The 20,536-nt window shown below is 65.6% G+C and carries 18 protein-coding genes and 2 tRNA genes; 13 read left to right on the top strand and 7 right to left on the bottom strand.

Features of this window, described 5'->3' with window-relative positions; all coding sequences use genetic code 11:
• Positions 1 to 8 precede the first annotated feature (8 nt).
• A complete protein-coding gene (locus AC56LU_RS03250) occupies positions 9 to 1,508 on the bottom strand; it encodes an HDOD domain-containing protein (protein WP_497174152.1) in 1,500 nt (499 codons plus the stop codon).
• On the bottom strand, positions 1,505 to 3,238 hold the full coding sequence (locus AC56LU_RS03245; protein WP_497174151.1) for a putative bifunctional diguanylate cyclase/phosphodiesterase: 1,734 nt from the start codon (positions 3,236 to 3,238) through the stop codon (positions 1,505 to 1,507). Before AC56LU_RS03245 ends, AC56LU_RS03250 begins: the two co-directional genes overlap by 4 nt.
• Before the next feature lie 372 nt (positions 3,239 to 3,610).
• On the opposite strand from AC56LU_RS03245, the gene AC56LU_RS03240 reads away from it, so the two are divergent.
• The 4 genes from AC56LU_RS03240 to AC56LU_RS03225 all read left to right on the top strand — a co-directional run bounded on the left by AC56LU_RS03240 (position 3,611) and on the right by AC56LU_RS03225 (position 7,038).
• Entirely contained in the window at positions 3,611 to 5,308 is a 1,698-nt protein-coding gene (locus AC56LU_RS03240; protein ID WP_497174150.1) for an isovaleryl-CoA dehydrogenase, read from the top strand.
• 121 nt (positions 5,309 to 5,429) lie between these two features.
• A complete protein-coding gene (gene upp, locus AC56LU_RS03235; protein ID WP_497174149.1) occupies positions 5,430 to 6,080 on the top strand; it encodes a uracil phosphoribosyltransferase in 651 nt (216 codons plus the stop codon).
• A 54-nt stretch (positions 6,081 to 6,134) separates the two neighbouring features.
• Entirely contained in the window at positions 6,135 to 6,482 is a 348-nt protein-coding gene (locus AC56LU_RS03230) for an Hpt domain-containing protein (protein ID WP_497174148.1), read from the top strand.
• Between the two features lie 352 nt (positions 6,483 to 6,834).
• Positions 6,835 to 7,038, top strand: coding sequence for a cold-shock protein (locus AC56LU_RS03225; RefSeq protein ID WP_027867533.1), 204 nt, complete (start codon positions 6,835 to 6,837; stop codon positions 7,036 to 7,038).
• A gap of 53 nt (positions 7,039 to 7,091) precedes the next feature.
• On the opposite strand, the gene AC56LU_RS03220 is transcribed toward AC56LU_RS03225, so the two are convergent.
• Entirely contained in the window at positions 7,092 to 7,994 is a 903-nt protein-coding gene (locus AC56LU_RS03220) for a LysR family transcriptional regulator (protein ID WP_497174147.1), read from the bottom strand.
• Between the two features lie 162 nt (positions 7,995 to 8,156).
• Between AC56LU_RS03220 and aceB the strand changes: the two genes are divergently transcribed.
• Positions 8,157 to 9,746 (top strand): malate synthase A, encoded by a 1,590-nt coding sequence (aceB, locus tag AC56LU_RS03215; protein ID WP_497174146.1) that lies wholly within the window; start codon positions 8,157 to 8,159, stop codon positions 9,744 to 9,746.
• A gap of 141 nt (positions 9,747 to 9,887) precedes the next feature.
• Here the strand turns inward: aceB and gloB are convergent, their stop codons facing one another.
• Positions 9,888 to 10,688 carry a hydroxyacylglutathione hydrolase gene (gene gloB / locus AC56LU_RS03210; protein ID WP_497174145.1) on the bottom strand — a complete coding sequence of 267 codons (801 nt, stop codon included), beginning with the start codon at positions 10,686 to 10,688 and terminating at the stop codon, positions 9,888 to 9,890.
• A gap of 42 nt (positions 10,689 to 10,730) precedes the next feature.
• Here gloB and AC56LU_RS03205 point away from each other — a divergent pair, with 42 nt between their 5' ends.
• The 4 genes from AC56LU_RS03205 (at position 10,731) to AC56LU_RS03190 (ending at position 12,846) form a co-directional block, all read left to right on the top strand.
• Positions 10,731 to 11,504, top strand: a complete 774-nt coding sequence (locus tag AC56LU_RS03205) for a class I SAM-dependent methyltransferase (RefSeq protein ID WP_497174144.1) — start codon at positions 10,731 to 10,733, stop codon at positions 11,502 to 11,504.
• Positions 11,501 to 11,959, top strand: a complete 459-nt coding sequence (rnhA, locus tag AC56LU_RS03200; RefSeq protein ID WP_497174143.1) for a ribonuclease HI — start codon at positions 11,501 to 11,503, stop codon at positions 11,957 to 11,959. Before AC56LU_RS03205 ends, rnhA begins: the two co-directional genes overlap by 4 nt.
• A 66-nt stretch (positions 11,960 to 12,025) precedes the next feature.
• Positions 12,026 to 12,745: a DNA polymerase III subunit epsilon gene (gene dnaQ, locus AC56LU_RS03195; protein WP_497174142.1), complete on the top strand. Its 720-nt coding sequence runs from the start codon at positions 12,026 to 12,028 to the stop codon at positions 12,743 to 12,745.
• A gap of 26 nt (positions 12,746 to 12,771) precedes the next feature.
• Positions 12,772 to 12,846 (top strand) — tRNA-Val (locus tag AC56LU_RS03190).
• A gap of 61 nt (positions 12,847 to 12,907) precedes the next feature.
• Here AC56LU_RS03190 and AC56LU_RS03185 read toward each other — a convergent pair.
• The gene (locus AC56LU_RS03185) at positions 12,908 to 13,546 is read right to left on the bottom strand and encodes a class I SAM-dependent methyltransferase (RefSeq protein ID WP_497174141.1); all 639 of its coding nucleotides are present in this window, start codon (positions 13,544 to 13,546) and stop codon (positions 12,908 to 12,910) included.
• A gap of 213 nt (positions 13,547 to 13,759) precedes the next feature.
• Between AC56LU_RS03185 and AC56LU_RS03180 the strand changes: the two genes are divergently transcribed.
• The 3 genes from AC56LU_RS03180 to AC56LU_RS03170 all read left to right on the top strand — a co-directional run bounded on the left by AC56LU_RS03180 (position 13,760) and on the right by AC56LU_RS03170 (position 17,563).
• Positions 13,760 to 15,358 carry a DUF5605 domain-containing protein gene (locus tag AC56LU_RS03180; protein ID WP_497174140.1) on the top strand — a complete coding sequence of 533 codons (1,599 nt, stop codon included), beginning with the start codon at positions 13,760 to 13,762 and terminating at the stop codon, positions 15,356 to 15,358.
• 15 nt (positions 15,359 to 15,373) lie between these two features.
• A complete protein-coding gene (locus AC56LU_RS03175) occupies positions 15,374 to 17,437 on the top strand; it encodes a GDSL-type esterase/lipase family protein (protein WP_497174139.1) in 2,064 nt (687 codons plus the stop codon).
• A 51-nt stretch (positions 17,438 to 17,488) separates the two neighbouring features.
• Positions 17,489 to 17,563: transfer RNA gene (locus AC56LU_RS03170), tRNA-Val, on the top strand.
• Positions 17,564 to 17,618: 55 nt separating this feature from the next.
• Here the strand turns inward: AC56LU_RS03170 and AC56LU_RS03165 are convergent.
• Both AC56LU_RS03165 and AC56LU_RS03160 read right to left on the bottom strand, forming a co-directional pair.
• Positions 17,619 to 18,644, bottom strand: coding sequence for an AI-2E family transporter (locus AC56LU_RS03165; RefSeq protein ID WP_497174138.1), 1,026 nt, complete (start codon positions 18,642 to 18,644; stop codon positions 17,619 to 17,621).
• A gap of 334 nt (positions 18,645 to 18,978) precedes the next feature.
• Complete coding sequence (locus tag AC56LU_RS03160) at positions 18,979 to 19,260, bottom strand: helix-turn-helix domain-containing protein (protein WP_497174137.1); 282 nt, start codon at positions 19,258 to 19,260, stop codon at positions 18,979 to 18,981.
• 254 nt (positions 19,261 to 19,514) lie between these two features.
• On the opposite strand from AC56LU_RS03160, the gene AC56LU_RS03155 reads away from it, so the two are divergent.
• Positions 19,515 to 20,495: a diguanylate cyclase gene (locus tag AC56LU_RS03155; RefSeq protein WP_497174136.1), complete on the top strand. Its 981-nt coding sequence runs from the start codon at positions 19,515 to 19,517 to the stop codon at positions 20,493 to 20,495.
• Positions 20,496 to 20,536: the final 41 nt, after the last annotated feature.

Below are 20,536 nucleotides of genomic sequence, written 5' to 3'. Positions count from 1 at the left end.
CGCGGGTATCACACCCGCGTCGCCACCGCCACCGCCTCCGCCTGGTGCCGCTTCTCCACCGTGCGCACCACCAGCCCGCGCAGGTCGTTCAACAGCGAGAACTCGGTCTGGCTCAGTACAACCGACGGGAAACTGTCGTCCCATTCGCCATAGATGAAACCGGCCGGCTGGCCATGCGCACAGAGCGGGATCACCACGAAGCAGCGCGCCTCGCTCAGCGTGCCCCTCCACCAGCCCGGCAGCTTGGCCGCGAACTTGGCGTCGTGCGCATTTTCGATGAAGATCACGCGGTCGCTGCCCAGCGCCGCATGGAACACGTTCGGTTCGTAGGCGTCGTCGAATACCAGGTTCGGCAGCAGCGCCTTGCTGCCTTCGCCGAGGCCGAGGCGCGCCGCATAGCGGCCATCGCGGCGATTGCGCAGGAAAGCGAAGGAACGGGTGAAGGACAGGCCCTGGTGCATCGTCTCCAGCGCCATCGACATCATCTGGCCCGGCGTCGCGCTCGCCCCGGCGTCGCGCATGTCGGCCACGCCGCTCATCAGGATCTTATTGCCGGCCATGCGCTTGCGGGTCGCGGCCGCCAGCTGGGCGCGTTTCTCGGCAGGCTTGGCCAGCGGGGCGATGGTCAGGTCGGCAGCGGCGCTGGCGCGCGCCTTGTCGATCGCGCCGAGCAGGCCGGTCGGCTCCACGCCGAGCATCGGCGCGAAGCTCTCGGCCAGGGCCGCGACGCGGGCGCCGGCCGCTTCGTCATCGTGCCACAGCGCTTCGGCTGCCTGGGTCGACATGGTGCCGAGCGCGGCCAGCCAGTCGTCGTGCCCGAAGCCTTCGCCGCGCTCGCCCGGTTCGACCCGCCGCATGCCCGCCACCAGGTTGCGCGGCAGGCCCCAGTGTTCGGCCGTGGCGCGGCCGATCTCTTCCAGCGAGAGGCCGAGCTGCGCTTCGGCCGCGAGTTCCTCGCGTCCGGCACCCGTGGCCTCGCGCATCTGGCTCCAGCGCTCCGGCATGTAGAAGGTGATCATCATGCGCCCCAGCGAATGCAGGATCGAGCACACCACGGCTTCCTCGGGGTCGCGCGACACCGCGCTGGCCGCCACCTGCTGGGCCACCATCCCGGCCAGCACCGCCTTTTCCATCTCGATGTGGGCGGTCTCGGTGTCGGGGGTGGACTTGGCCAGTTCTTCGATCAGCTTCAGGCCCAGCGCCAGGTGGCCGATCGCTTCGGTGCCGAGCACCAGCACCGCTTTCGATACCGTGTTGATGCGCTGGCCGAAGGCCGAATACATGCCGCTATTGGCCAGGCGCAGGACCTTCTGGGTCAGGACCGGATCCGACAGCACCGTCTGGGTCATCGAGAACTCGCGCTCGTCTTCGCCGCGCATGGAGGCGAGGATGGCGTTGATGGCCTTGGTAAAGCCGGGCATGTCGCCCTGCCTGCGGATGCGTTCCCACAGCAGGGAGAGGGTGGCTTCGGCCCGGGGCGAACGGTGGGTAGCGGCTGGTGTCGTCATGGTTTGACCGCCCGGAAGTCGGCCGGCAGTAATTCGGTGTATAGATTCTCTTTCAGCGCCGCCACCGCGACATGGGCCGGCATCGGCTTGCCGGTCAGGTAGCCCTGCACGTAATGGCAGCCCAGGTTGTCGAGCCAGGCCAGCTGCGCTTCGGTCTCCACGCCTTCGGCCACCACCGACAGGTCGAGGTGCTTGGCCAGGTCGAGCACGGCGTTGCAGATGGCCGCGTCCTTCTCGGCCCCCGGCAGGTCTTTCACAAAGGCGCGGTCGACCTTCAGCACCGAGATCGGGAAGCGCTTCAGGTAGGCCAGGCTCGAGTAGCCGGTGCCGAAGTCGTCGATCGCGATGCGTGCTCCGCGCTCGGTCATCTTGGCCAGCACCGCCTCGGCATGCACCGGGTCAACCATCAGCGTGCCTTCCGTGATTTCGAGCACCAGCTTGCTGCCGGGCGTTCCCGACAGCGCCAGCGCATCGTCCAGCACCGTCAGGAAGCGGTCGCTCCTGAACTGGCGCGGGCTGATGTTGACCGAGATGTACAGCTCGCGGCCGGCGACTTCCTCGAACTGCCGGATCTGCATGCAGGCCGCCTTCAGCGCCCATGCGCCCAGCAGGTTGATCAGGCCATTGGTCTCGGCGATCGGAATGAAGCGTACCGGCGGCACCATGCCGAGGGTCGGATGCTTCCAGCGCATCAGGGTCTCGAAGCCTTCGATGGTGCGGGTGCGGGCATCGACGATGGGCTGGTAATACAGCTGGAACTCGCCTTCGCGCACCGCGTTGAACATCGCGGCTTCGAGCGAGATGTCGTGCTCTGGCGGCCCCTGGTCGCGCGGGCTGTAGGTGACGGCGCGCGCCTTGCCGGTCTCTTTCGCGCGCGACATGGCGGTGTCGGCCAGCGTCACCAGGCGCACCTCGTCCTCGGCATGTTCCGGATAGGTGGCGATACCGATCGAGCCGGCCAGGTAGATGGTGTGGCCGTCGATCTCGAAGGGCGATTGCAGGGCGGCCATCAGGCGCCCGGTGACCAGCTTGATCTGGGCCTCGTTTTCGGAACCCGGCAAGACCGCAACGAACTCGTCGCCGCCGACCCGCGCCAGGGTATCGCTGTCGCGCAGCGTGCGGCGCAGGCGCCCGGCGGCCATGCGCAGCACCGCGTCGCCGATCGCGTGGCCGAGGCCGTCGTTGACCTTCTTGAAGCCGTCCAGGCCGATGGTGGCGACCGCGAAGCCCTGGCCGGAGCGGCGCGCATTGGCGATCACCATGCGGATGCGGTCCGACAGCAGCACCCGGTTCGGGAGCTCGGTCAGCGAATCGTGGGTCGCCATGTGGCGCAGGCGTTCTTCGGTGGCGTGCTGGGCCGACATGTCGCGGCCGATGACGAGCAGCGGGGCGTCGTCGCCGGAGGCGATGGCGGCGATACGCAGTTCGAACCAGATGTCGCGTTCCTGGCAGCGGAAGCGCGCCTCGACCAGTGCCGGCGCGCTGCCGGTGCCGGCGCCCACGATGGCATTGCGCAAGGCGGGCTGGTCGACGTCGTGCGCGAGCGATACCAGGGGCCGCCCGCCGATCTCCACGCCGGTCAGCGTCAGTGCCCGGCGGCTCGCGGCGCGGACCTGGCCGTCGAGGGCAAGGCGGAACACGATGTCGCCGGCCGCTTCAAGCAGGCTGTCGAGCAGCGAGACGGGCTGCTTGCGCGGCTCGAATCTGGCGGCGGTGGAACTGGTGTGCATTCTCTTATGTCTGCCTTGTTGTTGCTGCCACGCGCTGACAGGGCACGTGTAAACCATGCAAGTCTACCAAACCAATGGCGACTGTAGCACTGAAAGATTCCAAAAGGCATTAAAAATCACAAGCGCGGACATTGTTTTGCCTGTCATTGCGCTGTCACAGCGGCTTGCCTTGATCCGGCCTTTGCGTTAGCGTCATTGCTGTTCAGGCAAGTGACAGGTATGCATCGATATTGTCGCCGATAATTACTCCAAAGCAAATTATTGGATGACGATCGCCCGCTGGTTGATGCTCGATTGCAACACCTCAGTGCCGACGAAACCTGGCTGCCCGATCCGGCGCCTACCAGGCTATAACGGAAGAGAGAGACAAAAATGAAGCCCTTCGAGACCCACGACGTGCTGAATCAGGCCGCGCCCTTCGCCGATGTGAACCTGTTCGGCTGCGATCCGGCGCTGCAGGAAGCGCTCGCGCGCGAGGGCGCCGGCTGGGCCGGCGACGCGCTGGACGCGCTGGGCGCCGAACTCGGGCGCGCTGAAACGTTCGAGCTGGCGCGCCTGGCGAATGCCAACGGGCCGCGCCTGGTGAGCTACGACCGCATGGGCAACCGGGTCGACGAAGTCGAATTCCACCCAGCCTGGCATGTCCTGATGGCAAAGCTGATCGGCGCCGGCGCGCACGCCGCGCCCTGGCGCGAACCGCGCCCAGGCGCCCAGGTGGCGCGCGCGGCCCAGTACCTGCTGTTCGGGCAGGTCGAAAACGGTAGCCAGTGTCCGGTGACGATGAGCTTCGCCGCGGTGCCCGCCTTGCGCCGGGCGCCCCTGCTTGCGGCGCATTGGCTGCCGAAGCTGCTGTCGAACGACTACGATCCGCGCTCGCTTCCGGTCGAGCACAAGCGCGGCGCGCTGGTCGGCATGGGCATGACCGAGAAGCAGGGCGGCAGCGACGTGCGCGCCAACACCACCCGCGCCGAGCCAATGCCGCCATCCGAGGCGGCAGAGCGTTTCGGCCGCATGGGCGAGGGCGCCTGGCGCATCGTCGGCCACAAGTGGTTCTTCTCGGTGCCGCAGGCGGACGCGCACCTGATACTGGCACAGACCGGCGACGGCGCCAGCCAGGCCGGGATGCCGGACCACCCGAGCTGCTTCTTTGTCCCGCGATACCTGCCGGACGGCAGCCGCAACGCGATCCGCGTGCAGCGCCTGAAGGACAAGCTGGGCAACCGCTCGAACGCCTCGTCCGAGGTCGAGTTCCAGGGCGCCCTGGGATGGATGATCGGGGCGCCGGGCCGCGGTATCCCGACCATCCTCGAGATGGGCGGGTACACCCGGCTCGACTGCGTGCTCGGCAGCGCCGGCATCATGCGCGCGGCGCTGTGCCATGCGTTGCACCACGCGCGCGGTCGCAGCGCTTTCGGCCGCGTGCTGAGCGAGCAGCCGCTGATGCAGAACGTGCTGGCCGACCTGGCGCTCGAATCCGAAGCCGCAACCGCCTTCGCGCTGCGCCTGGCGCGCTGCTTCGACCAGGGCGGCGATCCACTTCAATCCCTGCTGGGCCGCATATTGACTGCGGCCGGCAAGTACTGGATCTGCAAGCGCGGTCCGGCTTTCGGCGCCGAGGCGATGGAGGTCATGGGCGGCAACGGCTACGTCGAGGACGGTCCCCTGGCGCGCCTGTACCGCGAATTTCCCGTCAATTCGATCTGGGAAGGCTCGGGCAACGTGATGTGCCTGGACCTGCTGCGCGCGCTCGGCAAGGCGCTGCCGGAGGCGCGCGAGGCCCTCTCTGCCGAGCTGCTGCCGGCCGTCGGCCTCGATCCGCGCTTCGACGCGTTCGCGCGCGGCCTGCTCGACGAACTGCCGGCGCTGGCCCGCGTTGAAGCCGGCGCGCGGCGCCTGGCCGAGCGCCTGGTGCTGGCGGTGCAGGCCGCGTTGCTGTTGCGCCATGCGCCCGGCTATGTGGCCGAGGCCTTCGTGGCCTCGCGCATCGCCGTCGCGCCGGGCGGGGCCTTCGGGCGGCTGCCGGCGTCCAGCGACTGCGCCGCCATCCTGGCCCGCGCCTTGCGCACGTAAAACCTGCCGGCGCCGCGGTTTCCTGTTTTCTTGTCGAAAGGTGCAGAAAAAAAGGACAAACCGCCGCGCGGCTGGGATAATGCCGGTCCATGCTTCACACCAATTCAGTTCGAACCCGACCATGAAACAAGACCCGCGCTTCCCCAATCTCTTCATCCTGAACCATCCGCTCATCCAGCACAAGCTGTCGCACATGCGCGAGCACGACACGTCCACGCGCACCTTCCGCGAGCTGCTGCGCGAGATCACGCTCTTGATGGGGTACGAGATCACGCGCGACCTGCCGCTGACCACCCGCACCGTGCAGACCCCGCTGGTGACGATCGAGGCCCCCGTCATCGCCGGCAAGAAGCTGGCGATCGTGCCGATCCTGCGCGCCGGCATCGGCATGAGCGACGGCCTGCTGGAGCTGGTGCCGTCGGCGCGTGTCGGTCACATCGGCGTGTTCCGCGATCCCGACACCCACGAACCGGTCGAATACCTGGTGCGCCTGCCGGACACCAACGAGCGCACGTTCATCCTGTGCGACCCGATGGTCGCGACCGGCAACTCGGCGGTGCACGCGGTCGACGTGCTGAAGAAGCGCGGCGTGCCGAGCGAGCACATCCTGTTCCTGGCCCTGGTGGCCGCGCCCGAAGGCATCGAGGTGTTCCAGAAGGCGCATCCGGACGTGAAGGTCTACGTCGCTTCGCTCGACTCGCACCTGAACGAACACGCCTACATCATCCCGGGCCTGGGCGACGCGGGCGACCGCATCTTCGGCACCAAGTAATCCACGCCAATGAGCGACGCCGACGAGGATCAGGAAAAAGGGGAGAGGGTGAGCATGCACGCGGCGGACCGGCAGTTTTTCTCGCGCCTGGCCTCGGCGAATGCCAGCTTCGACAGCCGGTTGCCGGCGATCCTCGCGCGCCTCGGCGCGCTCGGCGCCCAGCTCGACCCGCTGGCTCCCATGGCCAGCGCCGCCGAACTGCAGGCAATGCTGCACACGCTGGCCGGCTCGGCCGTCACCTTCGGCTACCGCGGCCTGGGGCAGCATGCGCGCCTGCTGGAGCAGCGCCTGCGCGTGTTGACCACGTTCGAGGTGGTCGCCGCCAGCGACTGGGCTGCCTGGCTCGCCGAGCTCGACGCCTTCGTGAACGCGGCGCGACGCGACCCGCGCGGGCTTGCCTGAGGTCTGCTACAGGGCACTAGCTGCTCGGCCGCGATCGAATGGTGTTATAGCGCAATAAATCATTGCGGAATCGTTTGATGCCGCGCAAATTTCTCGCCTCTCGATGCCCTATATTTTGCTTACTGCCGTTTTAAAAACGCGCCCATAAAAGTTGAACATAGGAATTTTTATAGGAATAGTTGTCGATACCCGCTTTTTTATTTCGCAAAAAGCGTGTGTCGCCGTTTTTATTCGGTATAATACGGGATCGTTGGGTTGTAGGTAGTAGTGCAGTTAGTCTGTCATTCCTTTCTTGCTTCTTCAAACGATCTTAAACGGGCGCAAGCCCACTTAACTGAAATAGGAAATTGTAATGGCAACTGGCATCGTAAAATGGTTCAATGATTCGAAGGGTTTTGGCTTCATCACCCCTGACGAAGGCGGCGAAGATCTGTTCGCTCACTTCTCGGCGATCCAAAGCAACGGCTTCAAATCGCTGCAAGAGAACCAGCGCGTTTCGTTCGATGTGACCACTGGCCCTAAGGGCAAGCAGGCCGCGAACATCCAGCCGCTGTAATCGCTCTCCAGCGATGGCAAAAAATCCCCGGGTAGCCGGGGATTTTTTTTTGCCTAGATTCGCCAGTATTCCGGCTGGGCGTAGCTCCGCCTCAGAAAGTCCACGAAGGCGCGGATCCGCAAGGGCAGGTGCTGGCGCTGGGCGAAGACGGCATGAATGTCGTTCCCCGGCGCCGCAAACTCATCCAGCACCGTGCACAGTTCGCCCGCCGCGATCTGGGCGCCCACTTCCCACATCGATCGCCAGGCCAGTCCCTTGCCGGCCAGTGCCCAAGCGTGCAGCACCGCGCCGTCATTGCATACCATCTTGCCGCCCACCTTGAGGGTGACCGGCTTGCCCTTGTCGAGGAAGGTCCAGCCGCGCTGGCTGCCTTCGCTGCTGATCGCCAAACAATTGTGTTTGGCTAGATCCGCCAACACGCGTGGACTGCCGTGCCGCTTCAGGTAGGCCGGCGAGCCGACCACCACCCGATGGTTGTCCGCCAGCTTGGTGCCTACCAGGTTGGAGTCGGTCAGGCTGGCGATGCGGATCGCCACGTCGACGCCTTCACCGACGACATCGACCAGGCGGTCGGTAAGGTTCAGGTTGACCGTCAGTTCGCGGTGCTCGGCCAGGAAAGAGGGCAGCAGCGGCGCCACGTGCTGGCGCCCGAAGCCGGCCGGGGCCGATACCAACAGATGGCCGGTGGCCCGCGCGCTGCGCTCGGCGGCGGCGGATTCGGCTTCTTCGAGCTCGGCCAGGATGCGCTCGCAGTCTTCCAGGAAGGCGGCGCCCTCGTCGGTGAGCACCAGGCGGCGCGTGGTCCGGGCCAGCAGCTTGACGCCGAGGCGCGCTTCCAGCGCATCGAGGCGCCGACCGATCATCGCCGGCGCGATGCCCTCGGCGCGCGCGGCCGCCGACAGACTGCCGCGCGCGACCACTTCGACAAAGGTCGAGATCTGCCTGAACTTGTCCACTGGACCTCCATTTGATACAAAAACGCACAGATGTAGTGAGTAAATGTATCGTTTAGCTATCTGGAAGTGAATATACTTGATGCTAAGATAAAACGCCAAGGCGCCTCCAGCAGAACGTGGCGCCGGGCCAGCTGAGGTTTCCCACTTACAGGAGTTTGCGCAATGACGATCGCCACCCCCGCCGGCATGCAGATCACGGCCGCCATCGAACCCGGTTACGAACGGATCCTGACGCCAGACGCCCTAGCGCTGGTCGCGAAGCTGACACGCGCCTTCGAGCCGCGCCGCCAGCAACTCCTGGCGGCGCGCGCCGAACGGGCCGCCCGCCTGGACGCCGGCGAACGTCCGGATTTCCTGCCCGAGACCGCCCACATCCGTGACGGCGACTGGAAGATCGCGCCGATCCCCAAGGCGCTCGAATGCCGCCGCGTCGAGATCACCGGACCGGTCGAACGCAAGATGGTCATCAACGCGCTGAACTCGGGCGCCGACAGCTACATGACCGACTTCGAGGATTCGAATACCCCGAACTGGGACAACCAGATTACCGGCCAGCTGAACATGATCGATGCGGTGCGCGGCACCATCGCGCTCGAGCAGGGCGGCAAGTCGTACAAGCTGAACGACAAGGTGGCCACGCTGGTGGTGCGTCCGCGCGGCTGGCACCTGGATGAAAAGCACGTGCTGGTGGACGGCAAGCGGGTGTCGGGCGGTATCTTCGACTTTGCCCTGTTCATGTTCCATAACGCGAAAGAATTGCTGGCGCGCGGCGCCGGCCCCTACTTCTACCTGCCGAAGATGGAATCGCACCTCGAGGCGCGCCTGTGGAACGACATCTTCTTGATGACCCAGGAAGAACTCGGCCTTCCGCGCGGAACCATCAAGGCGACCGTGCTGATCGAGACCATCCTGGCCGCCTTCGAGATGGACGAAATCCTGTACGAACTGCGCGAGCACAGCGCCGGCCTGAACGCGGGCCGCTGGGACTACATCTTCTCGTGCATCAAGAAGTTCAAGCTGGACAAGGACTTCTGCCTGGCCGACCGCGCCAAGGTGACGATGACGGCGCCCTTCATGCGCGCCTACGCGCTGCTGCTGCTCAAGACCTGCCACCGGCGCGGTGCACCGGCGATCGGCGGCATGGCGGCCCTGATTCCGATCAAGAACGATCCGCAAAAGAACGAGACCGCCATGGGCGGCGTGCGCAACGACAAGGCGCGCGACGCTACCGACGGCTACGACGGCGGCTGGGTCGCGCATCCGGGCCTGGTCGAACTCGCGATGACCGAGTTCACCAAGGTGCTGGGCGACAAGCCGAACCAGATCGACAAGCAGCGTCCGGATGTCCAGGTCAGCGCGCGCGACCTGCTCGACTTCAAGCCGGAAGCGCCGATCACGGAAGCAGGCCTGCGCTACAACATCAATGTCGGCATCCACTACCTGGGCGCCTGGCTGGCCGGCAATGGCTGCGTGCCGATCCACAACCTGATGGAAGATGCCGCCACCGCCGAGATCAGCCGCTCGCAGGTGTGGCAGTGGATCCGCTCCTCGAAAGGCGTGCTGGAAGACGGGCGCAAGGTGAGTGCCGAGATGGTGCGCGCGATGATCCCGGAAGAACTGCAGAAGGTGAAGGGCGACGCGCCGAACGGCGACAACCCGAGCTATGCGCGGGCGGCCGAGATTTTCGAGCAGATGTCGACGTCGGAGACGTTTGCAGAGTTCCTGACTTTGCCCTTGTACGAAGAAATCTGATGCTGTTCGTAGGGTGGACGGCTTCGCCGTCCGCGTGTTCAAATCATATCGATGTTGACGCGCCCTGGTTCCTTGAGGCCGCTTGAACGCGCGGTCGGCAGAGCCGACCACCCTACGATATCGCGGTATGCATCGTCTCCATCAAAACACGTTTTTCCACTCGCGTAACGCCGCAAACGCCTCGACCGGCGACGCCCCTTCCTTGAGTCTGCCAGCTTCGACCAGGCTCTTCACAATCCCCGGTTCCGTGTACCGCAGGAAGGGATTCGTCCCCCGCTCCAGCCCGATCGTCGACGGCACGGTCGGCAGCCGCCTCCCGCGCCGCACGGTGGCATCTTTCATGCGCAATGCCAGCCCCTGGTTTTCCGGTTCGACCGCCTGGGCGAAGCGCAGGTTCGACACCGTGTATTCGTGCGCGCAATAGACCAGCGTATCGTCCGGCAGCGCCGCCAGCTTGGCCAGCGAGTCGGCCATCTGCCTCGGCGTGCCTTCGAACAGGCGGCCGCAGCCGCCGGCAAACAGGGTGTCGCCGCAGAACAGCCAGTGCGCGCCCGGCGTGCGCCGCACGTAGGCAATGTGCCCCAGGGTATGGCCCGGCACGTCGAGCACATCGAGTTCCAGCGCTAGCCCCGGCACGTTGACGCGCTCGCCTTCGCCGAGCGACTGCGTGATACCCTCGATGCCATCGTTGCGCGGCCCGAATACCGGCACACTTCCTTGCGATAACAGGGACGGCACGCCACCGATATGGTCAGCATGGTGATGGGTGAGTAAAATGGCAGTCAGGGTGAGACGGTGCGCGTCCAGTGCCTCGCGGACTGGGCCGGCATCGCCCGGGTCGACCACCGCCGCGTGCACGCCGTCATGGATCACCCACAGGTAGTTGTCGTTGAAGGCGGGAACGGTGAGGACCGACAGGTCCTGGCGCGGTAAGCTCGTCATGGTAGATGCAAGAGGTAAATACAGAAAGGCTGGATGGCTGGCATGGACAGCGCGGCATCGGAAAAATCCATTATAGCGCTCGACCACTGGCTGCAATCGCCGGCGGGCGCCTACGTGCGCGCGTTCGAGCAGGCCTGTCTCGACGAGCTCACCGCCGACATCTTCGGCTTCAATGCGCTGCAGATCGGTGTGCCCCAGCTGGACGCGCTGGCGGCCAACCGCATGCCCAACAAGTGGCAGGCCGCCACCCGTACCTCGACCGAAGACGAGCTCGCCTTCGCGGCGAGCGGCAGGCAGATCGCGGTGGCGCTGGATTTCGCCGAGCTGCCGTTCGCCTCGCACAGCATCGACCTGGTGGTGCTGCCGCACGTGCTCGAGTTCGCTGAAGAACCGCACCAGGTGCTGCGCGAGGTCGAGCGCGTCCTGATCCCGGAAGGACAGGTGATCATCTGCGGCTTCAACCCGGCCAGCCTGTGGGGTATGCGCCAGGGCGTGGGCAAGGTCACCCGCAACGACTATCTGCCGGCGTCCGGCGAGTTCATCTCTATGCCGCGCCTGAAGGACTGGTTAAAATTGCTGAATCTCGGCGCGACGCGCAGCCATTTCGGCTGCTATGCGCCGCCGTGCCGGACGGCCCATTGGCTGAGCCGGTTCGCGATGATGGAGTCGGCCGGCCAGCGCTGGTGGCCCTACCTGGGCGCCGTGTACGTCGTCCACGCCATCAAGCGGGTCAAGGGCATGCACATCATCGGACCTGCATGGAACAAGAAAACGAGCAAGCGGCCGGCAGCAGTGCCGGCGGCGAATAGAGAATGAGCGAACAAGACACCAACTCGAGCAAGGTCGAGATCTATACCGACGGCGCCTGCAAGGGCAATCCGGGCACGGGGGGCTGGGGCGCGCTGCTGGTCTCGGGCGGCCACGAAAAAGAAATCTTCGGCGGGGAGCCGAACACCACCAACAACCGCATGGAGTTGCGCGCCGTGATCGAGGCGCTGGGCGTGCTGAACCGTCCGTGCGAAGTCGTGCTGCATACCGACAGCCAGTATGTCCAGAAAGGCATCTCCGAATGGATCCACGGCTGGAAGGCGCGCGGCTGGAAAACCTCAACCCGGGAGCCGGTGAAGAACGAGGACCTGTGGAAGGCGCTCGACCTGGCGCAGCAGCAGCACGCGGTCGAGTGGCGCTGGGTGCGCGGGCACAACGGCCACCCTGGGAACGAGCGCGCCGACGTGCTTGCCAATCGCGGGGCAGCGTCGGTACGCCGATAAGCCTCCTGGCGCGGGCCGCGGTTTGTTATACTCCGGCTCGCTCCAACTCAACAGCAAGACCACGCCATGCGCCAGATTGTCCTCGATACCGAAACCACCGGCCTGAATCCCCGCACGGGCGACCGCGTCATCGAGGTCGGCTGCGTCGAGATTTTCAACCGCAAGCTGACCGGGAATAATTTTCACCGTTACATCAATCCGGAACGCGACTCCGACGAGGCGGCGCTGGCGGTGCACGGCCTCACCACCGAATTCCTGAGCGACAAACCGAAGTTCCACGAGATTGTCGAGGACCTGCGCGCGTACGTAGCGGGCGCCGAAGTCATCATCCACAACGCGCCCTTCGACCTGGGCTTCCTGAACCACGAATTCCAGCGCCTCGGCCTGCCGTCGTTTACGAGCCACTGTGCCGGCGTGATCGATACCCTGGTGCAGGCCAAGGAACTCCATCCCGGCAAGCGCAACTCGCTCGATGCGCTGTGCGACCGCTACGACATCTCGAACGCGCACCGCAAGCTGCACGGCGCGCTGCTCGACTCGGAACTGCTGGCCGACGTTTACCTCGCGATGACGCGCGGCCAGAACTCGCTGACCATGGACGTGGCGGTCGAGGCAAGCTCGGGTGGCGAACTGATCGATGCCGGCCCGCTCGGCGAGATCATCGTGCTGGCGGCCAGCGGCGACGAACTCGCCGCGCACGACGACGTGCTCGCCGGGCTGGACAAGAATGTGAAAGGCAGCTGCGTGTGGCGGAATTATTCGCCCGCGGGGGTGACGGCCGAGTGATCCTGTGGCATAATACGCCTCGCTTCGGGAGGTTAGCTCAGGGGTAGAGCACTGCATTCACACTGCAGGGGTCGCAAGTTCGAAACTTGCACTTCCCACCAAGAATTCGCATCAAGAAAAAGACGTCGACCGCCGTAGCGTTCGGCGTCTTTTTTTTTGTTCTCAAACCCGTCCCGTCGCGTACGCCCTGAGGTCGGGCGTAATGGTCCAGGCGTACAGCGTCTTGTCGCCGACCCGCACGATCTGCTCGGGCGGCCACTGCCCGCCCATGTGGAAGTCGTGCGACACCACGCGGCTGCCCGGGCGCAGCTGGCGCCATAGTTGCGGAATCAGCTTCAGGTTCACCTCGTACAGCAGGTACAGCATGACCACCGTGGCCGGACTGAGATCGGTCGCGAACAGGTCGGCCTGCTGAAAACGCACCCGCCGCTCCACGCCCGCACGGCGCGCATTGTCGCGCGCCTCGCGGATGCGCACCGGATCGAGGTCGATGCCGACGCCACGCGCGCCATGGCGCCGCGCCGCCTCGATCACGATGCGACCGTCGCCACAGCCCAGGTCGTAGACGGTGTCGCCGCGGCCAACCCGGCCCAGCGCCAGCATGCGCCGCACCACATCCGGCGGCGTGGATACGTAGGGCACGACCGGCAGCCGCACAGCCGCGGCGTGCAGCGGCAGCAACAGCGCCGGCGCCAGCGAAGCGCCAGCCAGGGCGACCGTACCGTGGGCCAGCCTGCGGCGCATTGGCGAAGCCGGCGCGCTTGCGGCCTCATTGGGCAAGGAGGGAAGCTGGTCGGACACGAGGGAGCTCCTGGGTGAGCGATCGACATCCGCAAGCCTATCCGATTTTCTGACCGGCCAGGCGCCTGGCTGCTTGCGCCATGTCGCGGTCCTCCGTAGATGTATGATGACTTAGCGCTTGGCGGGAGCGATTTTCCCCATGAAGCTTGAGTTCCTGAGCGCGCTCTGCTATGTTCTTGCGATAAGTCATCGTACAACCTTGCCGGAAGCGACATGAAATACCTGCTTGTGCTGCTGTTCCTCATCTGCGGTTCCGCCAATTCCCTTGCCCAGGAACGCGTCGACAGGTATGGCGTCTATGAAGTGGTCCTGAAGGGGCAGGACGCCGGCAACCCGTTCATCGATCTCGAACTCAGCGCCACCTTCACCCGCGGCGCCGAGCGCTACACGCCGGAGGGCTTCTACGACGGCAAGGGCACCTACCGGATCCGCTTCATGCCGCCCAGCGTGGGTGAATGGACCTGGGTCACCCGCAGCAACCATCCCGACCTCAATGGAAAGAAGGGCGCCTTCCTGAGCGTCGAGAGCGGCAACAAGGGCCCGGTACGGGTGGCCGACGTCCACCACTTCGCCCATGCGGACGGCACCCGCTATTTCCCCTTCGGCACCACCATCTACGAATGGGCCTTCCAGCCCGAAGCGAAAAAGCTGCAAACCCTGGCCACGCTGCGCAAGAGCCCATTCAACAAGGCGCGCATGCTGGCGGTTCCGCCCTACAAGGCAAACTATCTCAGTGGCCCCGGCAAGCTCACCGACTTCCCGTTCGTGGGCAGTTCGCGCGCCGACTTCGACTTCTCGCGCTTCAATCCGGTCTACTTCCAGAACCTGGAACGCGACGTCAAGCGCTTATCAAGCCTCGGCATCCAGGTCGACCTGATCCTGTTCCGCCCCTACGACAAGGGGCAGTGGGGTTTCGACACCACCAGCGACGCCGTCAACCAGCGCTTCATCCGCACCATGGTCGCGCGCTTCGCGGCCTTCCAGAACATCTGGTGGAGCCTGGCCAACGAGAACAGCTACATCAAGCACCTGAGCGACGAGGACTTCGACCGCTACTTCCAGATCGTCCAGCAATACGACCCCTACGGGCACCTGCGCTCGATCCACAATGCCGACCGCATCTACGACTACAACAAGCCCTGGGTGACCCACGTCAGCCTGCAGTACTACAACGCGGTCAAAGTGTTCGGCGTGTCGCCGCTGCTGCGCGACATCTACCGCAAGCCCATCGTGCATGACGAGATCAATTACGAGGGTAATTCCACCAGCCGATGGGGCCAGCTCAGCGGCGAAGAACTGACCCGGCGCTTCTGGATCGCCCTGACTGGTGGGGCCTACGCGACGCATGGCGAGATCCTCGAGAACGGCTGGATCGGCGGCGGCGGCCACTTGGCCGGCACCAGTCCCGAGCGCATCGCCTTTCTGCGCCGGATCGTCGAGGCCGGCCCCAGGGAAGGGCTCAAGCCGATCGACCAGCTGTTCGTGATGAACGCCGCCGGCAAGGCGGGTGAATACTATTTATATTATTTTGGCGACGAGCGTCCGCGCGAATGGCCTTTCGTGCTGCCGGTGGGTGAGCTGAAGGCGGGCATGCGCTTCAAGGTGGACGTCATCGACACCTGGAACATGACGGTCACCCCGGTGCCGCACACCTTCGAGATCGGCGAGCTGGTGCGCTACCGCGTCGCCGACAAACTAGGGCGCGCGGTCGCGCTGCCCGGCAAGCCCTACATGGCCTTGCGCATTCAGCGCGTCGGCGCCATGCCTGCCGGACCCGGTGCGCCGCTGCCCGGCGCCGGCGCCGAAGACTAGCAAATGACAGCACCCATGAATTTCAGAATCGATCGCAGCACGGGGCTGCGCAGTGTACTGCTTATCCTGGCGACCTGCCTGCCCGTGCTCGCCGCGGCACAGCCTCCGGCGCACCCGCAGCGCTTCAGCTTCAGCAGCCAGCCGGCGCCTGGCGCGGTCCAGGTCAGGTGGGATGCGCGCAGCGGCGTGCCGCTATACGACGCCGCCACCGGCTTCGGCTTCGTCGATCGCACCGGCGCCTTGCCCGCGCGCCCCGTGCATACGGATGGCATCCGCAGCGACGGCAAGGGCTTCATCATCAGCGAGCCGGTGTTCGAGGCCGAGAAGGGCTTCGAGAAGGATCACTACAACCATTTCGGCATGGCCTTTCGCATCAAGGCCGCACCGGGCGCCTACGCGATCCGGGTCCGGACTACCGGCAGTGCCGACGACGGCATCGTCTCGGTCACCGGCATGCAGACCAGCCGCCTGAACCTGGGCGTGTTCTGGGACGCCGCCAGCCTGCTGCCCAACAAGACGGCCGTCGGGGTACAGGGCAGGGAGTGGTCCTACCGCTACGTCAACGGGCGCGGCTTCATCGATATCGAAATCGAACCGAAGCGCCCGGGCGTGCCGGTCGGGGTCGAGGAGATCGCCATCGCGCCGGTCGCAGCGCAAGCCAGGGAGGCGGGCCGGCTCCCCACCATCTACACGCTGGGCGATTCGACCGTTAAATCCTACACCTTCGACGAAGCGCCGATGAGCGGCTGGGGCCAGGTGTTCGACAAGCTGTTCGACCCGACGCAGGTGAGGGTGCTGAATTATTCGATGGGCGGACGCTCTTTCCGCAACGCCTACGCCGAGGGGCGGCTCAACGACCTGTTGCTGGACGGTCGTATCGGCGACATCGTGATGATCCAGTTCGGCCACAACGACGAAAGCCTGGACGAGGCGCGCCGTTTCGGACGCGGCTCGACCGAGGCCATGGTGGAAACCCTGGTCACCGATTTCTACCTGCCGGCAATCCGCGCGCGCGGCATGCTGCCGGTATTCGTGACCCCGATGTCGCGCGTAAACGGCAATGCGCGTCCCGGCGACGTCTACGTGAATTCCTTCAGCAAGCGCCGCTTTCCCGATCTGTTGAAGAAGCTGGGCGCCGCGCACGGCGTCACGGTGGTCGACCTGAACGCCCTCAGCGTCGACTATTACAACCGGACCGGCGCCGCCGCGCTCACGCCGACGGTCATGGCGATCGAAGCCGGCGAAACGCCCGGCAAGACCAATGACGGCAGCTATGCCAACGGCCATCCCGCCAACAAGATTGATGGCACCCATTTCCGCGAATCGCTGTCGAAGCAGTACGCACGGATCGTCGCCACCGAGCTGGCGCGGCTGGGCGGGCAGGGCGACAGGCTCGCGTCCGGCATCGCCACCCTGCTCAGGAGCGAGGTGCGGGCCGCGATCGACGCCGGCGACTGGTCGGCGCTCCATCCCGAGATCTCGCATGACATCGTGGCCGGGGAGGATGCGTACTACCGCGACCAGATCGAGAAGCTGCTCCAGCTGGGCGCCTTGCGCAAGGATGTCCGGGGCAACTTCAATCCGCAGCAGGCGATGGGCACGCGCGAATTCACTGCGGCGCTGGGCAAGGTGATGGATCTGCCGGCGGACGCGCTGGCGCATTACCTCGAGGGCCCCTTGCTGCGTGAAGCCATGGGGGCGATCCTGCGCGATGCCTACCATGCCCGGTTCGCCCGCAAGCCGGCCTACATGCTTGATTACAATGGCAAGACCGTGTTGCCGGGTGCGCCGGGCTATGACCCCAACCTCGACAGCGGCGCCCAAGGCGCGATGTACTATCCGCTAGTTGGATGGGCGCGCCTGCGCGATACGGGTGAGATGTCGGCGCAGTATGCCGCCAAGCTGAAAGAGGCGTACGAGCTCGGACTGATCCGCTCGGAAGCGGGCATCGAGCGCGGCCGCATGCGCAATGGGGTGCTGCTGGAGCCGAAGGCGCCGGTCACCCGGGCGAAGGCGGCCAAGGCCCTGTATTTCATGTGGGTGCTGGCGCAGCCGCCGAAAGCCGAGAACGATCGTTGAGACCTGTAGATATTGATGAATCTCAATAGTTAGGGCATAATAAGCGCACTCGGGAGGTTAGCTCAGGGGTAGAGCACTGCATTCACACTGCAGGGGTCGCAAGTTCGAAACTTGCACTTCCCACCAGGATGAAAAAAAGGCCCGCAACGGCAACGTTGCGGGCCTTTTTGCTTGCTGCTTGCTAGGGCTGCGCCTGCTCCGCGCGCAGCCAGCTGAACAGCACCGCCATCATGAAGGGGCCGACGAACAGGCCGATCACGCCCATCGTCGACACGCCGCCGAGCAGGCCGAACAGCACAGCCAGGAAGGGCAGGTTGACGCGGTGGCCGATCAGTTTCGGCCGGATGAATTTGTCGACCATGAACAGTTCCACCGCGCCCCAGGTGAACAGGCCGAGCGCGGCGCCGGCATTGCCCTGGCCAAGCAGCAGCAGCGAGACCAGGGTGAACGAGAGCGGCGCCCCGCCGGGGATCAGCGCCAGGTAGCCGGTGAGTACGCCCAGCAGGGCCGGGGCCGGCGCGCCGGCGATGTAGTAGGCGATGCCCAGCACGATCCCCTCCAGCACTGCGATCGAGCACAGGCCGAGCGCGGTGCCGCGTACCGACAGCGGCAGGATGCGGCGCAGGTTGCCATAGTGGTCTGGCAGCAGGCGGCTGCCTGCGCCGTCGACGTAGCGCACCACGGCCGGGCCGTGCAGGTAGAGGATGAACAGGGTCAGCAGGGTGAGGAACAGGTACAGCGCATTCGCCAGGATCACCGAGCCCCAGAAGCGGGCCGCGCCCGTCAGGTGCGGCATGACGCCGCCGAGCGTGGACTGGATCAGCGCATTCAGGCCGCCCGGCACCGCCAGGTGCTCGTTCCACCATGCCAGCACGCGTTCGGCGACCACCGGGATGTCGGCCAGCCACACCGGGGCCGGGAGCCCGACCTCGTTGAGCCTGGCCAGCAGGCGCTGGATGCCAACCAGCTCGTTGCCGAGCGCCTTGATCAGGAGCAGCGATGGACCGAAGAAGCCCACCACCAGCAGTGCGAGCAGGATACTGGCGCTGGCCAGGCGCGGCATGCCGCGCGCCTGCAGGCGTTCATGCAGGGGCCAGGTGATGACCGCGAGCAGGCCGGCCCAGGCCAGCGAGCCCAGGAAGTGCTGCAGCAGCAGCCCCAGCGCGATTGCAAACAGTGTTGGCAGCACGAGTGACGAATAGCGCATCCTGGCCCGGTCCTTTGTAGTGAGTATCAGGCGTGCCGCGGGGCGCGCAATGCAAGGCCGCGCGCTTCGCACGACGGCTGGCTGCCGGGCAGGGTATCGCAGATGATGGCTGGGGGAAGGGCGATGCGTTCCATGGTTCCGGTGTGCGTTGATCGATAGCGGCGAGCGGCAAAGGCGGCAGACATGACGGCCACGTTGCTCATGCATAAGGATAACCCACCGGGCTGGTCCGGGAAAAGCGAAGAAATCAGAAACCTTACTTCAGTAAAACTGAAGTAAGGCCGGGAGAGGATGGCGAGGCCGGGACGCAGCGACGGCGGCGGCGGAACGGAAATCAGCCGTGCAGGTCGTCGTCCTTGAGCAAGCCGTTGACGTACAGGCGCAGCAGGATGGCGACCGGGGGCGGGATCATGACGCCGGTCTCGAAGCGGCTGCCGCTGGACTGGGTGACGCCGAAGCGGCTCCAGAACTTTTCCTGGCTCTCGCGCTTGCGGATGCGCAGGCGGCGCAGTTCGTGTGGCGCGGCGGGCCAGGGCGCGTTGTGCGGCGCAGCATCCGCGGCCAGCTCGATACCAGCGGTGTCCACACCGAATTCGTCACCCATTTTGTCAGCCATTGATTGTTCCTTCCGTCCACCCATGTGAGATCTCGCTTGCGGTCTTGTGGACCGCACCAAAGACTTGATCGTAGCCGGAAAGAGGGGGCTCAAGGCTCACGAAAAATCACGAGGGAACATTTTTTGTAAATAGAACTTTTGACTTAGAAATGGCCCCGCAGTGCCAGGCTGCACCGGCCCAAACTCGGGTATCATCTGTTAATTGCTTTTTAGCATCATTCGATCCACCTGATTCTTTATCCGACTTACCGGCGATGAACAACAAGACCGAACCCGCCGGCGCCGCCGCGAACAGCTTCGCCGCGCGCGCCCTCAACCTCGTCGACTGTGGCCTGGTCGTGCTCGACGCCGGCCACGACATCGTGCTGTGGAACGGCTGGATGGTGCCGCGCTCGGGCTACGCGGCGGCGCGGGTGCGCGACCGTTCGCTGTTCGACGTGTTTCCGGAACTGCGCGGCTCGCGGGTCGAGTCGGCGGTGCTGGCGGCCCTCACCGAAGACACCGCCACCATGGTGCCGGCATCCAGTGGCCGCTCCCCGTTCCCGCTGCGCGAGGCGGGCAGCTTCGATGGTGCGCGCATCGAGCAGGCGGTGAGCGTGACACCCTTCAGCGAAGGCGGCGAGCGCTTCTGCCTGGTCGAGATCCGCGACGTCAGCGGCGCCGTCGACCGCGAGCGGCGCCTGCTCGACCATGCGGAGTCGCTGCGCGCCCGTTCCTACGTCGACGGCCTGACCGGCATCGCCAACCGGCGCCACTTCGACGTCGCCCTCGACCGCGAGCTGCGCCGCGCCCAGCGCAACGGCGGGGCGCTGTCGCTGCTGCTGATGGATATCGATTCGTTCAAGGCCTATAACGACCACTTCGGCCACCAGGAGGGCGATGGCTGCCTCACGGCGGTGGCGCAGGCCCTGGCCTTCATGTGCAAGCGCCCGGCCGACGTCGCGGCGCGCTACGGCGGCGAGGAGTTCGCGGCGATCCTGCCCGACACCACGCTCGAGCAGGCGCGCGCCCATGCGAATGCGATCCGCGAACACGTGGCGGGGCTGCAGCTGCCGCATGCGCCGGCGGCCATGCGGCCCTGGGTGACCATGAGCATCGGGGTGGCCGCGGTCGAGGCCGGGCGCCTGGACGAGCCGGCGCAGCTGATCGAGGCGGCCGACAAGGCCTTGTACGCCGCCAAGCGGGGCGGGCGTAATTGCGTGGTGGCCGACGGCGACGCCCATCAAATTCGATAGCGCCTGGGCCGGCCCGCGTCGTGTACACTCGACATGCCCGC

Source organism: Telluria sp. PB2R4, assembly GCF_059685695.1.
The sequence above is the reverse complement of the archived record's forward strand: the minus strand, read 5'-3'. Positions and strand labels throughout refer to the sequence as shown.